This is a genomic window from Streptomyces sp. NPDC002032 (assembly GCF_042890765.1).
Taxonomy (GTDB): Bacteria; Actinomycetota; Actinomycetes; order Streptomycetales; family Streptomycetaceae; genus Streptomyces.
On the sequence record NZ_JBIASM010000021.1, the window covers coordinates 39467 to 52255 of the forward strand.

The 12789-nt window shown below is 73.7% G+C and carries 15 protein-coding genes; all 15 read left to right on the forward strand.

From position 1 onward, the window contains the following. The first annotated feature begins 80 nt into the window (after positions 1–80). Entirely contained in the window at positions 81–1550 is a 1470-nt protein-coding gene (locus ACFYYT_RS32270) for an MFS transporter (RefSeq protein WP_351822683.1), read from the forward strand. 59 nt (positions 1551–1609) lie between these two features. Further along, positions 1610–1987, forward strand: coding sequence for an acyl carrier protein (locus ACFYYT_RS32275; protein ID WP_351822686.1), 378 nt, complete (start codon positions 1610–1612; stop codon positions 1985–1987). Then, on the forward strand, positions 1984–2805 hold the full coding sequence (locus tag ACFYYT_RS32280) for a 4'-phosphopantetheinyl transferase superfamily protein (protein ID WP_351822689.1): 822 nt from the start codon (positions 1984–1986) through the stop codon (positions 2803–2805). Before ACFYYT_RS32275 ends, ACFYYT_RS32280 begins: the two co-directional genes overlap by 4 nt. A gap of 49 nt (positions 2806–2854) precedes the next feature. Beyond that, the gene (locus ACFYYT_RS32285; RefSeq protein WP_351822692.1) at positions 2855–3805 is read left to right on the forward strand and encodes an ACP S-malonyltransferase; all 951 of its coding nucleotides are present in this window, start codon (positions 2855–2857) and stop codon (positions 3803–3805) included. 114 nt (positions 3806–3919) lie between these two features. Beyond that, positions 3920–4156: an acyl-CoA carboxylase subunit epsilon gene (locus ACFYYT_RS32290; protein WP_351822695.1), complete on the forward strand. Its 237-nt coding sequence runs from the start codon at positions 3920–3922 to the stop codon at positions 4154–4156. A gap of 801 nt (positions 4157–4957) precedes the next feature. Beyond that, on the forward strand, positions 4958–5455 hold the full coding sequence (locus ACFYYT_RS32295; RefSeq protein WP_351822698.1) for a nuclear transport factor 2 family protein: 498 nt from the start codon (positions 4958–4960) through the stop codon (positions 5453–5455). Positions 5456–5462: 7 nt separating this feature from the next. Next, entirely contained in the window at positions 5463–5684 is a 222-nt protein-coding gene (locus ACFYYT_RS32300; RefSeq protein ID WP_351822701.1) for a hypothetical protein, read from the forward strand. Positions 5685–5737: 53 nt separating this feature from the next. Beyond that, positions 5738–6676 (forward strand): alpha/beta fold hydrolase, encoded by a 939-nt coding sequence (locus ACFYYT_RS32305; protein WP_351822704.1) that lies wholly within the window; start codon positions 5738–5740, stop codon positions 6674–6676. Between the two features lie 146 nt (positions 6677–6822). Further along, positions 6823–7512: a phosphoribosylanthranilate isomerase gene (locus tag ACFYYT_RS32310; protein WP_351822707.1), complete on the forward strand. Its 690-nt coding sequence runs from the start codon at positions 6823–6825 to the stop codon at positions 7510–7512. A 98-nt stretch (positions 7513–7610) separates the two neighbouring features. After that, positions 7611–8279 (forward strand): uracil phosphoribosyltransferase, encoded by a 669-nt coding sequence (upp, locus tag ACFYYT_RS32315; RefSeq protein ID WP_351822710.1) that lies wholly within the window; start codon positions 7611–7613, stop codon positions 8277–8279. Next, positions 8276–9220: an EamA family transporter gene (locus ACFYYT_RS32320; protein WP_351822713.1), complete on the forward strand. Its 945-nt coding sequence runs from the start codon at positions 8276–8278 to the stop codon at positions 9218–9220. Before upp ends, ACFYYT_RS32320 begins: the two co-directional genes overlap by 4 nt. Positions 9221–9379: 159 nt before the next feature. Beyond that, positions 9380–9613, forward strand: a complete 234-nt coding sequence (locus ACFYYT_RS32325) for a tautomerase family protein (protein WP_351822716.1) — start codon at positions 9380–9382, stop codon at positions 9611–9613. A gap of 10 nt (positions 9614–9623) precedes the next feature. Beyond that, entirely contained in the window at positions 9624–10568 is a 945-nt protein-coding gene (locus ACFYYT_RS32330) for a pseudouridine-5'-phosphate glycosidase (protein WP_351822719.1), read from the forward strand. A 69-nt stretch (positions 10569–10637) separates the two neighbouring features. Next, on the forward strand, positions 10638–11708 hold the full coding sequence (locus ACFYYT_RS32335) for an alkene reductase (protein WP_351822722.1): 1071 nt from the start codon (positions 10638–10640) through the stop codon (positions 11706–11708). A gap of 14 nt (positions 11709–11722) precedes the next feature. Further along, positions 11723–12664 (forward strand): ribose-phosphate diphosphokinase, encoded by a 942-nt coding sequence (locus ACFYYT_RS32340; RefSeq protein WP_351822765.1) that lies wholly within the window; start codon positions 11723–11725, stop codon positions 12662–12664. The last annotated feature ends 125 nt before the right edge of the window (positions 12665–12789 follow it).

The window sequence follows — 12789 nt, forward strand, 5'->3', positions numbered from 1 at the left end:
CGCCGGGGCGGGGTGCCGGGGATCCCTCCCCGGCGCCCCGCCCCCTTTTCCCTCCCCGTCCCCCCTGGTGGAACGCGAGCATGCAGCCCTCGACGAAAACCCCGACCGGCGGCGGGCCGGCGCACCGGCACCCGGTCCCCCGGGCCCTGGTGTCCGTACTCGCCGCGAACATGCTGGTCGACGCGTTGGAGGTGTCCGCGAACCTGATCGCCCTGCCCTCGGTCGGCGCCGGTCTCGGGCTGTCCGTCCCGCAGTCGCAGTGGATCGTCAGCGGCTTCGCCGCCGGATTCTGCGGACTGCTGCTGCTGGGCGGCCGCCTGGTCGAACACCTCGGCCGCCGCCGGGTGTTCCTGGCCGCCCTGCTCGTCTTCGCCGCCGCCTCGCTGGCCGGGGCGCTGGCAGACGGCGCCGCCCTGCTGACCGCCACCCGTGTGGTCAAGGGCTGCTGCGTCGCGCTGACCGCGCCCACCGGGCTGGCCATCATCACCTCCGCCGTCCCCGAAGGCCCCGCCCGCCGCCGGGCGGTGTCCCTCTACTCCTTCTTCGGCGCCGCCGGCTTCTGCACCGGGCTGCTGCTGGCCGGGCTGCTCACCCCGGCCGGCTGGCGCTGGACCCTGGCCTTCCCGGCCCCCGTCGCCCTGCTCCTGCTGGCCGCCGGGGCGCGGCTGGTCCCGCGCGACGTCCGCGACCCGGGCGCCGCCCGCGGCCCCGGACGGCACGCCGTGGCGGCCGCCCTCGCCCTGACCGGCGCGGTCCTGCTGCTCGTGTACGGGCTCGCGCACCTGGCGGGCCCCGGCCGCGACCCGGCCGGGGCGGCGGCCGCCCTCGCGGGGGCCGTGCCGCTCGGGGCGGTGTTCGTGGCGGCCGAACGGCGCGCGCCGCGGCCGCTGGTGCCCCCCGTACTGCTGCGGCACGCACCGCTGCTGCGCTCCGCGCTCGGCGCCGCCGCGCTCAACGGCTCGTACGTGGGCTTCCTGCTCGTCGCCACCCTGGACGTGCAGGGTTCGGGCCGGAGCCCCTGGCAGACCGCCCTCGTCTTCCTGCCGGCGGCGGCCCCGCTCGCGCTGAGCGCACTGCACTCGGCCCGGATCGCCGCCCGGCTGGGCCCGGCGCGGGCGGTCGCCGCCGGCGCCGTCCTCGCCCCGCTCGGCTACGCGCTCTACCCCCGGGCCCCGGACGCGGATCCGGGGTTCACGGCCCTGCTGCCCGCGACGGCCTGCGTCGGAGCCGCCTTCGTCCTCGCCTTCACCGCCCTGCACCTCCAGGCGACGGGCTCGGTCCCGGCCGGGCTCCAGGGCGCGGCCGGCGGGCTCTACCAGACCTTCGTCCAGGCGGGTGCGGCCCTGGTGGCGGCGCCCGTCGCCGCCCTCTGCACGGTGGGCCCGCGGCCGGCGCTCCTGCTGGTCACCGCCGTCGGGGCCGCCGGAGCCTGCGTCGCCCTCGGCGGCCTGATCCCGGCCGCCCGCCCCCGCCCCCGCCCCCGGGCCCGTGCCCGTGCCCGTCCTTCACCACCGGCTTCACCGTCCCCCTCATCACCGATCCGACCGTGAAAGCAACCGACCACGGGCGGACGGGGACCACCCCGTCCGCCCCGACCCCGGAAAGCGTCATGAACACACTTCACATGTCACAGACGTACGAGACAGACACCGGCCTGGTCCACATGACCCGGCCCGACATGGCCGTGCTGCACACCGCCGGGCTGCGCGAGCGCACCCGGATCCTGGAGCAGTACGTCCGCGAGGAGCTCGGCCGCATCCTCGGGATCGAGCCGCACATGGTCGACACCACGGGCCGCCCCATGGGCTGCCTGGGCATCGGATCCATCTCCGGGATCGAACTCCAGTACAGGATGGAGAACACGCTCGGCGTCGACGTGAACCTCCAGCGGCTGCTGCTCGCCAACAGCGCCCAGGAACTCATCGACTGCCTCGCCGGCCAGTTCGGCCCGGACGCCCACCTGCACGGCGCACCGGTGCCGGCATGACGACCACGACGCTCCTGCCGGCCACGCGCCCGGTAGTGAACCACCGGGACCTCGCGCGCCCCGACTTCACCCTCTCCGCCGACCGCGTCGACCTCTGGCTGATCCGCCGCCCCACGGGCGCGGACGCCGAGGCGCTCGCCATCGAGGAACTCGACGAGAAGGAGCGCAAGCGCACCGACTCCTTCATCCGCCAGTCCGACGGCATGCTCTACGCGGCCGCCCACGTGGCCGTACGCCGCCTCCTCGGGCGCTACACGGCCACCCGGCCCGAGGACGTGCGCTTCATGCGCGAGCCGTGCCCGGGCTGCGGCGAAGCACACGGCCGCCCCGCCCTGTCGCCCCCGCCGCCCCCGCTGCACTACTCCCTCTCGCACAGCGGGGGAGTGGCCATGGTGGGCGTCGGCACGGTGCCGCTCGGCGTGGACGTCGAGAAGCTCCCCGGTGCCGAAACGGTGGACATCTGCTCGAAGGCGCTCCACCCGCAGGAGCAGCTGGAGATAGCCGAAGCCGAGGCTGGCGAGGAGCGCAGGCAGCTCTTCGGCCAGATCTGGACGCGGAAGGAAGCATTCCTCAAGGGGCTGGGGACAGGGTTGAGCCGTTCCCCCGCGGAGGACTACCTCGGCACCGATCACGACCGTCACCCGCAGGGCTGGACCATGGTCGGCGTCCCCGCCGACGCCAGCCACGCGGCGGCCGTCGCCGTCGCCGGACCCTCCCCCGCGAAGGTCGACGTCAGGTGGGTACCGGACGCCTGGCTCTCCGTCGGCCACACCGTGTGCGCCGGTTCCGCCCCGGACCACACCCCGCTCGCCCGTTGAACCGACCGGTGGAAACGGCCGGCCTAACCGCAGAAAAGGACGTGACCGGATGAGCCGCACCGCCTTCCTCTTCCCGGGCCAGGGCTCCGAATGCGCCGGAATGGCCAGGGAGCTGCTCGCCCTGCGCCCCGACCTCGCCGACACCTACTACCGCACCGCCGACGACCTCCTCGGCATCCCCCTGGCCCGGATCTGCCGGGACGGGTCCCCCCGGGACTTCGAGGACCCGGCGGTGGCGCAGCCGGCCGTCTTCCTGACGAGCCTGGCCGTGCTGGAGGTACTGCGCGGCGAGGGCCTGGCGCCCGACGCCGTCGCCGGGCACAGCCTGGGGGAGTACGCGGCGCTGGTGGCGGCGGGCGTCCTGGAGTGGACCGAGGCGCTGTGGCTCGTCCGGCTGCGCAGCGAGCTCGTCGCGACCGTCGGGGACCGGGTCGGCAGCGCCACGGTGGCGGTGATCGGCCCGCGCCGTACGGACCTGATGCGGATGTGCGCCGAGGCCCGGGCGGCCACCGGCCAGGTCGTGGAGGTGGCCGGGGACAACGGGCCCCGGCAGACCGTGGTCTCCGGTCAGGCGGAGGCCGTGGAGCGGGTCGCGCGGGAGGCCGCCGTGACCGGTGCCCGGATCGCCTGGCTGCGGGCCGGCGGCCCCTTCCACTCCAGCCTGCTGGACGAGGCCGAGGCGGAGTTCACCGAGACGCTGATGGCCACGGAGTTCCGCGACCCGGCCGTCCCCCTGGTCTCCGGCGTCACCGGCGGCTGGGTGACGACGGCCGCCGAGGCCGTCGTCGCCCTGCGCGGCCAGCTCACCAGCCCGGTGCGCTGGACCCAGGCCGTCGGCGCGCTCGCCACCTCGGGCGCCGACCGGTTCGTGGAAGTGGGCCCCGGCCAGGTGCTCAGCGGACTTGTCCGGCACATCCTGCCGGGCGCCCGCGTCCACCCCACGCACACCGCCGAGCGGCTGGCCGAGGCCGTGGGGGCCCTCAGCACGACCCCGGTCTGACCCCGGTCTGACCCCGCTCCGGCCCCGGCCGGCCCCTGTACGCGGGACCGCCCGCGCACGCGAACCCGCCGCCGCGACCGCCGGCGCGGACCGTCCCGACCAGAGGAGCAGCCCGTGGAGACGCAAGCGCCGGACCAGCTCATCCGTGTGGTGAGGGGGCGCCCCGACACCGACGAACTCGCCGCGCTCACCGCCGTCGTGCTCGCCCGGGCCGCCGCCTTCGAGGGCGAGTACGGCGGTACGGCGGGCAGCGGTCCGGCCGTGGCCGGCTGGTGCCGGTCCGGAGGCCCGCGCGGCTTCCTCGGGCCGCGCACCTGGCGGGCACACCGCGCCGGGCCCCGGCCCGCCTGACGCGCCCGCCGGGTGCGGACGGAGCGACGTTCCCCAGGGTCTCCCGGGGCGCTTCGTCCGCTCCGCGGCTGCCCTGCGGCGGCCCCGGACGCCGCAGCGGGACGCCCTTCACCGCCGAGGGGTGTGGGTGAGCGGCTCGACCGACGGACGCGGCCGGCCGTGGCACCAGCCGGTCGTGACCCGGCGGCCTCGGCGTCCTCGGCGTTTCGGCATTCTGGTCAAGGTTCTTCGTCGGCGTCGCGCACTTCCTGCCGCGCGCCGCGTCGGAGCCCGGCCGCCGCGCCACCCTCCAGCCGGCGCCGGCCGTAACCCGTGGCCGGATGCCGGCCTGCACGCTCCCGTCCGCGCACGGCGAGCGGTTCCCGCGCGCGGGCGGCCGCGTCATGCTCGTCCGGGCCGTGGGCGACGTACCGGCCCACGAGGGCATCCGCCGGCTGCTGCCCTTCGGCCGGACCGGCGGACTCCCGCGCCGGGACGGCGTCTTGGCCCGCCTCCCCGCCGGGGATCCGGACGGCCCAGCCCCGCACACGGACACCGCGCTGCTCTCCTGGTCCACCGCCGAGCGTTCCCGCCACGACCTGAGCGCCGCACGCGTCCCGCACGCGTCCCGCTCGCGGACCCGCCCGGCCGCCGGTGGGCCGCCCCCGGGCAGCTCACCACCCTGCTCCGGCACCACCACGACCTCGACGTCCGGGCGCGCACCCTGCTGCCCCGCCCGACCACGGGAGCGGTACACCTCCGAGGGGACCGGCTGCCGGGTCGTCGCGCCACCCGCCCATGAAGTCCGCCCCTGGAGAGGCCATGCCTTCGCCCCACGACGACATCGCGGACCTGCGCGAGCAGATCCGGTTCCTTCGCGACCACGCCGAACTGCGCGAGCTGTTCGACCGCTACGTCACCGCCCTCGACTCCGGCGGGCCGCCGGGCCCGGACCGGGAGCGCTTCGCCGGTCTCTTCACCGAGGACGTCACCTTCGCCTTCCCGATCGGGGTCTGCACCGGCGTCGAGGCCTTCGCCGCCTTCCAGCGCGAGGCCCGCGAACGGTGGGCGCGCACGCACCACCTGAGCACCGGGCACAGCGTGGTCCTCGACGGGGACCGCGCCACGCTGCGCGCCCAGCAGCTCACCACCCACGTCCACCACGCGCCCGGCGAGCCGCCCGCCCACTTCGAGGTCGGTGGCTACTCCGAGGCCCGCGCCGTGCGCACCCCGGCAGGCTGGCGGCTGAGCCACATCGCCTTCCACGTCGTGTGGGACTCCGGCGTCCGCCTGCCCGAACTGGCCGGAGTCAGGCTGTGAGCGCCGGATGAACGCCGTGCAGATCGCCGGCTACTGGGTCCCCGCGCGCGAAACCCCGCGCGAACTCCCCCCGGAACCGCTGCGCGAGCCCGCGCCGCCGCACGCCGTACGGCGCCCCGCGCCGCACGCCGTGCGCCACCCGCTGCCGCCCCTGACCACGCTGCTGCGCCGCCGGGCCGCCTGGGCGCTCGCCGCCGCCCGGGTCCGCACGGCGCGCCCCCGCGGCTGACCCCCGACCCCCCTGCCCTCCCTGTCCCCGTCACCCTTCCCGGAGGCCCCCGCATGCCCGCTCCACCGCCGCCCGGCCCGCCCGGGATCCGGCCCGTCGTCCTCGACGCGGCCGGCGTTCCGCTGTCCGGGCTGCTCGCCCTGCCCGCCCAGCCGGTGCCCCGGGCCGTCGTGGTGGCCCTGCACGGGGCGGGGATGAGCGCCGGCTACTTCGACAGCCGGGCCCGCCCCGGGCTCTCGCTGCTCGAACTCGGCGCCGCCCTCGGCTACGCCGTGCTCGCCCTGGACCGGCCCGGCTACGGGGCCTCGGCGGCGGCGCTGCCCGAGGGGCAGGAGCTCGCCGGGCAGACCGAGATCCTGCTGGCCGCCCTGGACGGCTTCGCCCGGGACCACGAACTGGGCGCCGGATACTTCCTCGTGGCCCATTCGAACGGGGGCAGGCTCGCGCTGTCCGCCGCGGCCGACGCGGACTTCGCGCCAATCGGGCTGGACCTCAGCGGGCTCGGCCGGCGCTTCGCGGTGGAGCCCGGGCAGCTGCCCGGGGCGGCGGCGGACCTGAAGGGCCAGTGGCGCCGGCACTGGGGCGCGCTGCGGTTCTACCCGCCGGACGCCTTCCGGCTCGGCGCGGCCCTGGTCCGTCCGGTGCCCGCCCTGGAGGCCCGGGAGACCGTCCGCTGGCCGGACATGTACCCCCGTTTCGCGGCCCGGACCAGGGTCCCGGTCCGGTTCACCTTCGCCGAACAGGAGCTGTGGTGGAGGACCGACGGCGCGGCGCTGGAGGAACTCCTGAGTCCGCTGCCCCGGGGGTTCGCAGAGGCTGTCCGACTGCCCGATTCCGGTCATAACATCAGCCTGGGCTGGGCGGCTCGCACCTATCACCTCCGGGTTCTGGCCTTCCTGGAGGAGTGCCTGCTCGCCCGTGACGCCGCTGCGGTCCGCGTCGGCCGGCCGTCTGACAGAGACCTGAAGAAGGTTGACGCGGATCTGACATAAAGCCCGTTGACCAACAGATCGTCACCAACGAGGCTTTTCGTGAGCATCCCGAGACGTGTAACGAAAATCCGTCATGCCGGGACACGTCAACTCGTTCGGCCCGTACTCGCTTTGATTCAGCAGATACATCCCGAAAAGGAACACACATGAGTGACGTGAAGGACCTGGTGCAGGTCGCCGGAATCATCGACGCCGAGGAGGCCGCTCTGCTGGCCGAGGAGGGCGTCGACTGGTTCGGCTTCCCGCTCCGGCTCCCGTCGGGCAAGGACGACATCTCCGAGGCCGCGGCCACGGAGATCATCGCCGGCCTGAAGGCCCCCCAGGAGGGCGTCCTCATCAGCTACATGACGGATGCCGACGAGATCAGCGCCTTCACCACCCAGCTCGGTGTCAAGGCCGTCCAGCTCCACGGCGACGTGGAGCCGGAGCAGCTGCGCAAGCTCAAGGCGAACCGTCCCGACCTGTACGTGCTCAAGAGCCTGGTCGTGAAGGAGGACAACGCCGAGGAGCTGCTCAAGCTCGTCGACGACGTCGCCGACTCGGTGGACATGTTCATCACCGACACCTTCAACCCGGCCACCGGTGCCAAGGGCGCCACCGGCCTCACCCACGACTGGAACGTCAGCGCGGAGCTCGTGCGCCGCTCGCCGAAGCCCCTGATGATGGCCGGCGGCCTGAGCCCGGAGAACGTCGCCGACGCGATCCGCTTCGTCAAGCCCGCCGCCGTCGACGCCCACAGCCTCCTGGAGGGCACCGACCGCCGCAAGGACCGCGCCAAGGTCGCGAAGTTCGTGGCCGAGTCCCGCAAGGCCTTCGCCGAGATCGCGGCCTCCTGACCTCGGCACCCCACCACGCGGCTGCGGCCGCCCGGGGCCCTCTGGGCCCCGGGCCCGGCCACAGCCCGTCTCCACCGACCGACGAGAAGCAGGTTCAGATGGCGACCGGCCACCACAACGTCCACCCGCTGCCGCAGACCAACCAGCTCCGGGCCATGCACACGATCATCCGCGACCGCGAGGCCTCGCGTGCCGACTTCGTGTTCTACTCCCGGCGCATCATCCGACTCCTGCTCGAATCGGCGCTCGACCAGCTGCCGTTCGACAAGGTGAAGGTCGTCACGCCGGTCGGCGAGACGTTCGAGGGGCTGAAGTTCGCTCCGAAGCTGTGCGCCGTGCCCGTGATCCGGGCCGGTGACTCCATGGTGGACGAGCTGCGCGAGGTCGTGCCGAACATCCGCATCGGCAAGGTCCTCATCCAGCGGGACAAGACCACCAAGCTCCCGCACCTCTTCTACCAGAACCTGCCGTCCGACATAGCGGACCGGTACGTCCTGCTCCTGGAGCCGATGCTCGCCACCGGCGGCAGCGCCAACGCCGCGATCGAGGTCCTGCTCGACGCCGGCGTGCGCGAGGAGAACATCGTCTTCGTCAACTTCCTCGCCGCCCCCGAGGGCATCGCCGCGGTCCACCGCGAGCACCCGACGGTCAAGATCGTCACCTCCTCGGTCGAGGAGCGCCTCAACGAGCACGCGTTCATGATCCCGGGCATCGGCGACTTCGGCGACCGCTTCTTCGGCACGACGGACTCGGGCGCCGCGCGATGAAGGGCCCCCGCACCCTGGCGGACTCCGCGCTCACGGCGCTGGCGCCCGCGATCTGGGGTTCGACGTACCTGGTCACCACGGAGCTGCTGCCCGAGGGACGCCCCCTGCTGGCGGCCGTGCTCCGTGCCCTGCCCGCCGGTCTCATCCTGGTGATCCTCGGCCGCACCCTGCCGAAGGGCATGTGGTGGTGGCGGGCCCTGGTCCTGGGCGTCCTGAACATCGGCGCCTTCTTCTACCTGCTCTTCGTGGCCGCCTACCACCTGCCGGGCGGTGTCGCCGCGCTGGTGATGTCCATCCAGCCGATGATCGTGCTGCTGCTCGGCGCCGTGCTGCTGAAGGAGAAGATCAAGCGGATCCACCTGGCGGCCTGTGCGCTCGGCGCGGCCGGTGTGGCGCTGCTCGTCCTGCAGCCGAACGCCGGGCTGAACGCCACCGGTGTCATCGCCGGTCTGCTGGGCGCGCTCAGCATGGCCTCCGGCATCGTGCTGACCAAGCGCTGGGGACGCCCCGAAGGCGTCGGCCTGCTGCCCTTCACGGGCTGGCAGCTGACCGTCGGCGGTCTGGTGCTGCTCCCGATCGCACTGATCGGTGAGGGCCTGCCCGGCGAGATCACCGGCAAGAACATCTGGGGCTTCCTCTACCTCGGCATCATCGGGGCCCTGTTCGCCTACGCGATCTGGTTCCGCGGCGTGCAGCGCCTGCCCGCCCTGGCCGTCTCGTTCCTGAGCTTCGCCTCCCCGCTGGCGGCGACCCTGCTCGGCTACTTCGTCCTCGACCAGTCGCTCTCGCCGCTCCAGATCGTCGGAGCGCTGATCGTCGTGGCCGCGGTGTTCCTCGCCCAGCCACGGCCGGGCGCCAAGAAGGCCGCCGCCGCGGCGGCCGCGGAGCCGGCCCCCGGGCCGGCCTCCCCCAAGACCCCGCGGGAATCCGCCCCGGCGTAACGCGCCGGACTCCCGCCCGAGACTCCCCGCCGGGCCCCTTCCCCCCTGGGCACGGGCGGGGAGCGGTGGTGGCACACCGCGGCCTCCCCCGTCCGCGGTGTGCCGCCCACCCCCCCCACGACCACACGTACGCGCATTCCCCGTGAGAGGACCGAGGCCGTGCCCCACATACACGTCCGGCACTACCCGAGGAACTTCACGGACGAGCAGCTCAGGGCGATCGACGAGGCGGTCACCGCCGCCGTGACGAAGACCTTCGCCACCGGCGAGGAAACCGTCTCGATCTCCCTGGAGCCGGTCGACCCGGAGGACTGGGACACCCAGGTCCTCGCCGAGATAGCCGCGCGCCGGGACGAGCTGATCAAGGCACCCGGCTACTGGAACGAGAGTTGAGAGAGCCCCGATGAGCGCAAGCAGCGGCATCCCCGTCGTCTACACCGAGGAGGTCCGTGAGGCCCTCCACGAAGGCGCGGCCGTCGTCGCCCTGGAGAGCAACGTCATCACGCACGGCCTGCCCTACCCGGACAACGCGGCCACGGCCCGCAAGGTCCAGGACGCCGTACGGGCCGGCGGCGCGGTGCCCGCGACGATCTCCATCGAGGGCGGCGAGATCCGGGTCGGCATGAGCGACGCGGACATCGAGCGCTTCGCCTCGCTGCCGGGCATCCCCAAGGTGTCCAGCCGGGACCTGCCCGTCGTCCTCGCGCAGGGCGGGCTGGGCGCCACCACCGTGGCCACCTCCGTCGTCGCGGCCGAGCTCGCGGGGATCCCGTTCTTCTCGTCCGCCGGCATCGGCGGCGTGCACCGGGGCGCCCAGGAGACCTGGGACGTGTCCTCGGACCTCATCCAGTTCACCCGGTCCAAGGTCGCCGTCGTCTGCGCGGGCGCGAAGATGATCCTCGACCTCGGTCTGACGCTGGAGTACCTGGAGACGCAGTGCGTCCCCGTCGTCGCCTACCGCTCGGACGACTTCCCCGCCTTCTACTGCCGCACGAGCGGCCACAAGGCTCCGCACCGGCTGGACGACGAGCAGGTCATCGCCCGCGCCGTCGAGGCCCACTGGGCCCTCGGCAACAACAGCTCCTTCCTGATCACCACCCCGGTCAGGGAGGAGGACGCCATCGACTCCGCCGAGGTGGACACGGCCATCCGCGCCGCCGTCGCCGAGGCCACCCGCGACGGGGTGTCGGGCCAGGCCATCACCAAGTACCTGATGCGCGCCGTCGACGCGGCGACCGAAGGCCGTTCGGCCAAGGCCAACATGGCCGTCCTCGCCTCCTGCGCCGAGGCGGCCGGCCGCCTCGCCGTCGCGCACTCCCGCCACCTCGCCGAGATCGCGGGCCGCTGATCCGCCCCGCCCGCGGGCGTTTTCCGTTCCACCACCGCACCACGCGTTGACCTCAGTCTGGAGAGACACATGTCCGAGAAGCTGTTCGAGCCGGTCACCCTCGGGAAGCTGGCCCTGAGCAACCGAGTGGTCATGGCGCCCATGTCCCGCAACCGGGCGACCGCCGAGGGTCTGGCCACCGACCTGATGGCCACCTACTACGGCCAGCGGGCCGGGGCGGGCCTCATCATCACCGAGGGCGCCCAGCCCAGCGCCGTGGGCCAGGGCTTCGCCAACAGCCCGGGTCTGCACACCCAGGAGCAGGCCGAGTCCTGGAAGCCGGTCACCGAGGCCGTGCACGCCGCCGGCGGCAAGATCGTCGTGCAGCTCATGCACGCCGGCCGCATCGGCCACCCGGCGCTGTACCCGAGCGGCCACCAGTCGGTCGCCCCGTCCGCCATCGCCGCGGCCGGCCAGGCCTACGGCCCCGAGGGCCCGCTCGACTACCCGGTCCCGCACGCGCTGACGACCGAGGAGATCGCCGGTGTCGTCAAGGAGTTCGCGGACTCCGCCGAGCTCGCCATCGAGGCCGGCTTCGACGGCGTCGAGGTCCACGCGGGCAACGGCTTCCTGCTCCACCAGTTCCTGGCGGACAACAGCAACCAGCGCACCGACGAGTACGGCGGCTCGATCGAGAACCGCGTCCGCTTCGCGATCGAGGTGATCGAGGCGGTCTCCGAGCGCATCGGCGCCGACCGCGTCGGCGTGCGCATCTCGCCGTCGAACCCGTACAACGACATCGTCGAGAACGACACCCGCGCCCTCTACGAGGCCTTCGTCGCGGCCCTGCCGCCGGTGGCCTTCCTGCACATCCTGGAGGGCGGCAACCGCGATCACATCGCGGCCCTGCGCGCCCAGTGGACCGGCACCATCGTGCTGTGCCCGCACCCGGAGAACGGCGTCCCGGTCAACGCCGAGATCGCCACCGAGGCGCTGGAGACCGGCGTCGCCTGCGCCGTCGCCTTCGGCTCGGCCTTCCTCGCCAACCCGGACCTGCCGGAGCGCATCCGCACCGGCGCCGCGCTGGCCGAGGCCGACCAGAGCAAGTTCTACGGCGGTGACCACACCGGTTACACCGACTACCCGACGCTCGCCGCGTGAGCGAGACCGGGCAGATGCTGCTGTTCTCGGGGCGCGCGCATCCCGAGCTGGCAGAGGCGGTCGCCGCCGAGCTGGGCACGACGCTGGTCCCGACGAAGGCGATCGACTTCGCCAACGGCGAGATCTACATCCGCTACCACGCCTCCGTGCGCGGCGCGGACTGCTTCGTGGTCCAGAGCCACACGGCGCCGATCAACAAGTCCATCATGGAACAGCTGATCATGATCGACGCGCTGAAGCGGGCCTCGGCCCGCAGCATCACGGTCATCCTGCCGTTCTACGGATACGCGCGGCAGGACCGCAAGCACAGCGGCCGGGAACCCATCTCGGCCCGCCTGGTGGCGGACCTGCTCAAGACCGCCGGAGCGGACCGGATCCTCACGGTCGACCTGCACGCCGACCAGATCCAGGGCTTCTTCGACGGCCCCGTGGACCACCTCTTCGCCATGCCGGTCCTCGCGGACTACATCGGCTCCAAGGTGGACCGCGAGGACCTCACCGTGGTCTCGCCCGACGCGGGCCGCGTGCGCGTCGCCGACGGCTGGTGCGACCGGCTGGGCGCCCCGCTCGCGATCGTCCACAAGCGGCGGGACAAGGACGTGGCCCACCAGGTCACGGCCCACGAGGTGGTCGGCGACGTCCGGGACCGGGTGTGCGTCCTGGTCGACGACATGATCGACACCGGCGGCACGATCTGTGCCGCGGCCGACGCCCTGTTCGCCCAGGGGGCGAAGGACGTCATCGTGGCGGCCACGCACGGGGTGCTCTCCGGCCCCGCCGCGGACCGCCTGAAGAACTCGCGCGTCAGCGAGTTCGTCTTCACGGACACCCTGCCGGTGCCCGGGGCGCTCGGACTGGACAAGGTCACCGTCCTGTCGATCGCCCCGCTCATCGCCGGGGCCACCCGTGAAGTGTTCGAAAACGGATCAGTGACCCGGCTCCTCCAGAGCCGGTGATCGCCCGGACGGACGGGCCCGACGGGGGCCCGTCCGCCCGATGGGGGAGGCGGCCGCACGCACCGCACCGTTCCGGGTCGTTTCCCGGGAGGTGAGGCTCCTGACCTGCGCCCCTCGTTTCTCTG

What these genes read in the sequence shown, in the direction of transcription:
- ACFYYT_RS32270 (WP_351822683.1), top strand. Translation starts at nt 81, where the DNA reads ATGCAGCCCTCGACGAAAACCCCGACCGGCGGCGGGCCGGCGCACCGG.
- ACFYYT_RS32275 (WP_351822686.1), top strand. Translation starts at nt 1,610, where the DNA reads ATGAACACACTTCACATGTCACAGACGTACGAGACAGACACCGGCCTG.
- ACFYYT_RS32280 (WP_351822689.1), top strand. Translation starts at nt 1,984, where the DNA reads ATGACGACCACGACGCTCCTGCCGGCCACGCGCCCGGTAGTGAACCAC.
- ACFYYT_RS32285 (WP_351822692.1), top strand. Translation starts at nt 2,855, where the DNA reads ATGAGCCGCACCGCCTTCCTCTTCCCGGGCCAGGGCTCCGAATGCGCC.
- ACFYYT_RS32295 (WP_351822698.1), top strand. Translation starts at nt 4,958, where the DNA reads ATGCCTTCGCCCCACGACGACATCGCGGACCTGCGCGAGCAGATCCGG.
- ACFYYT_RS32300 (WP_351822701.1), top strand. Translation starts at nt 5,463, where the DNA reads ATGAACGCCGTGCAGATCGCCGGCTACTGGGTCCCCGCGCGCGAAACC.
- ACFYYT_RS32305 (WP_351822704.1), top strand. Translation starts at nt 5,738, where the DNA reads ATGCCCGCTCCACCGCCGCCCGGCCCGCCCGGGATCCGGCCCGTCGTC.
- ACFYYT_RS32310 (WP_351822707.1), top strand. Translation starts at nt 6,823, where the DNA reads ATGAGTGACGTGAAGGACCTGGTGCAGGTCGCCGGAATCATCGACGCC.
- upp (WP_351822710.1), top strand. Translation starts at nt 7,611, where the DNA reads ATGGCGACCGGCCACCACAACGTCCACCCGCTGCCGCAGACCAACCAG.
- ACFYYT_RS32320 (WP_351822713.1), top strand. Translation starts at nt 8,276, where the DNA reads ATGAAGGGCCCCCGCACCCTGGCGGACTCCGCGCTCACGGCGCTGGCG.
- ACFYYT_RS32330 (WP_351822719.1), top strand. Translation starts at nt 9,624, where the DNA reads ATGAGCGCAAGCAGCGGCATCCCCGTCGTCTACACCGAGGAGGTCCGT.
- ACFYYT_RS32335 (WP_351822722.1), top strand. Translation starts at nt 10,638, where the DNA reads ATGTCCGAGAAGCTGTTCGAGCCGGTCACCCTCGGGAAGCTGGCCCTG.
- ACFYYT_RS32340 (WP_351822765.1), top strand. Translation starts at nt 11,723, where the DNA reads ATGCTGCTGTTCTCGGGGCGCGCGCATCCCGAGCTGGCAGAGGCGGTC.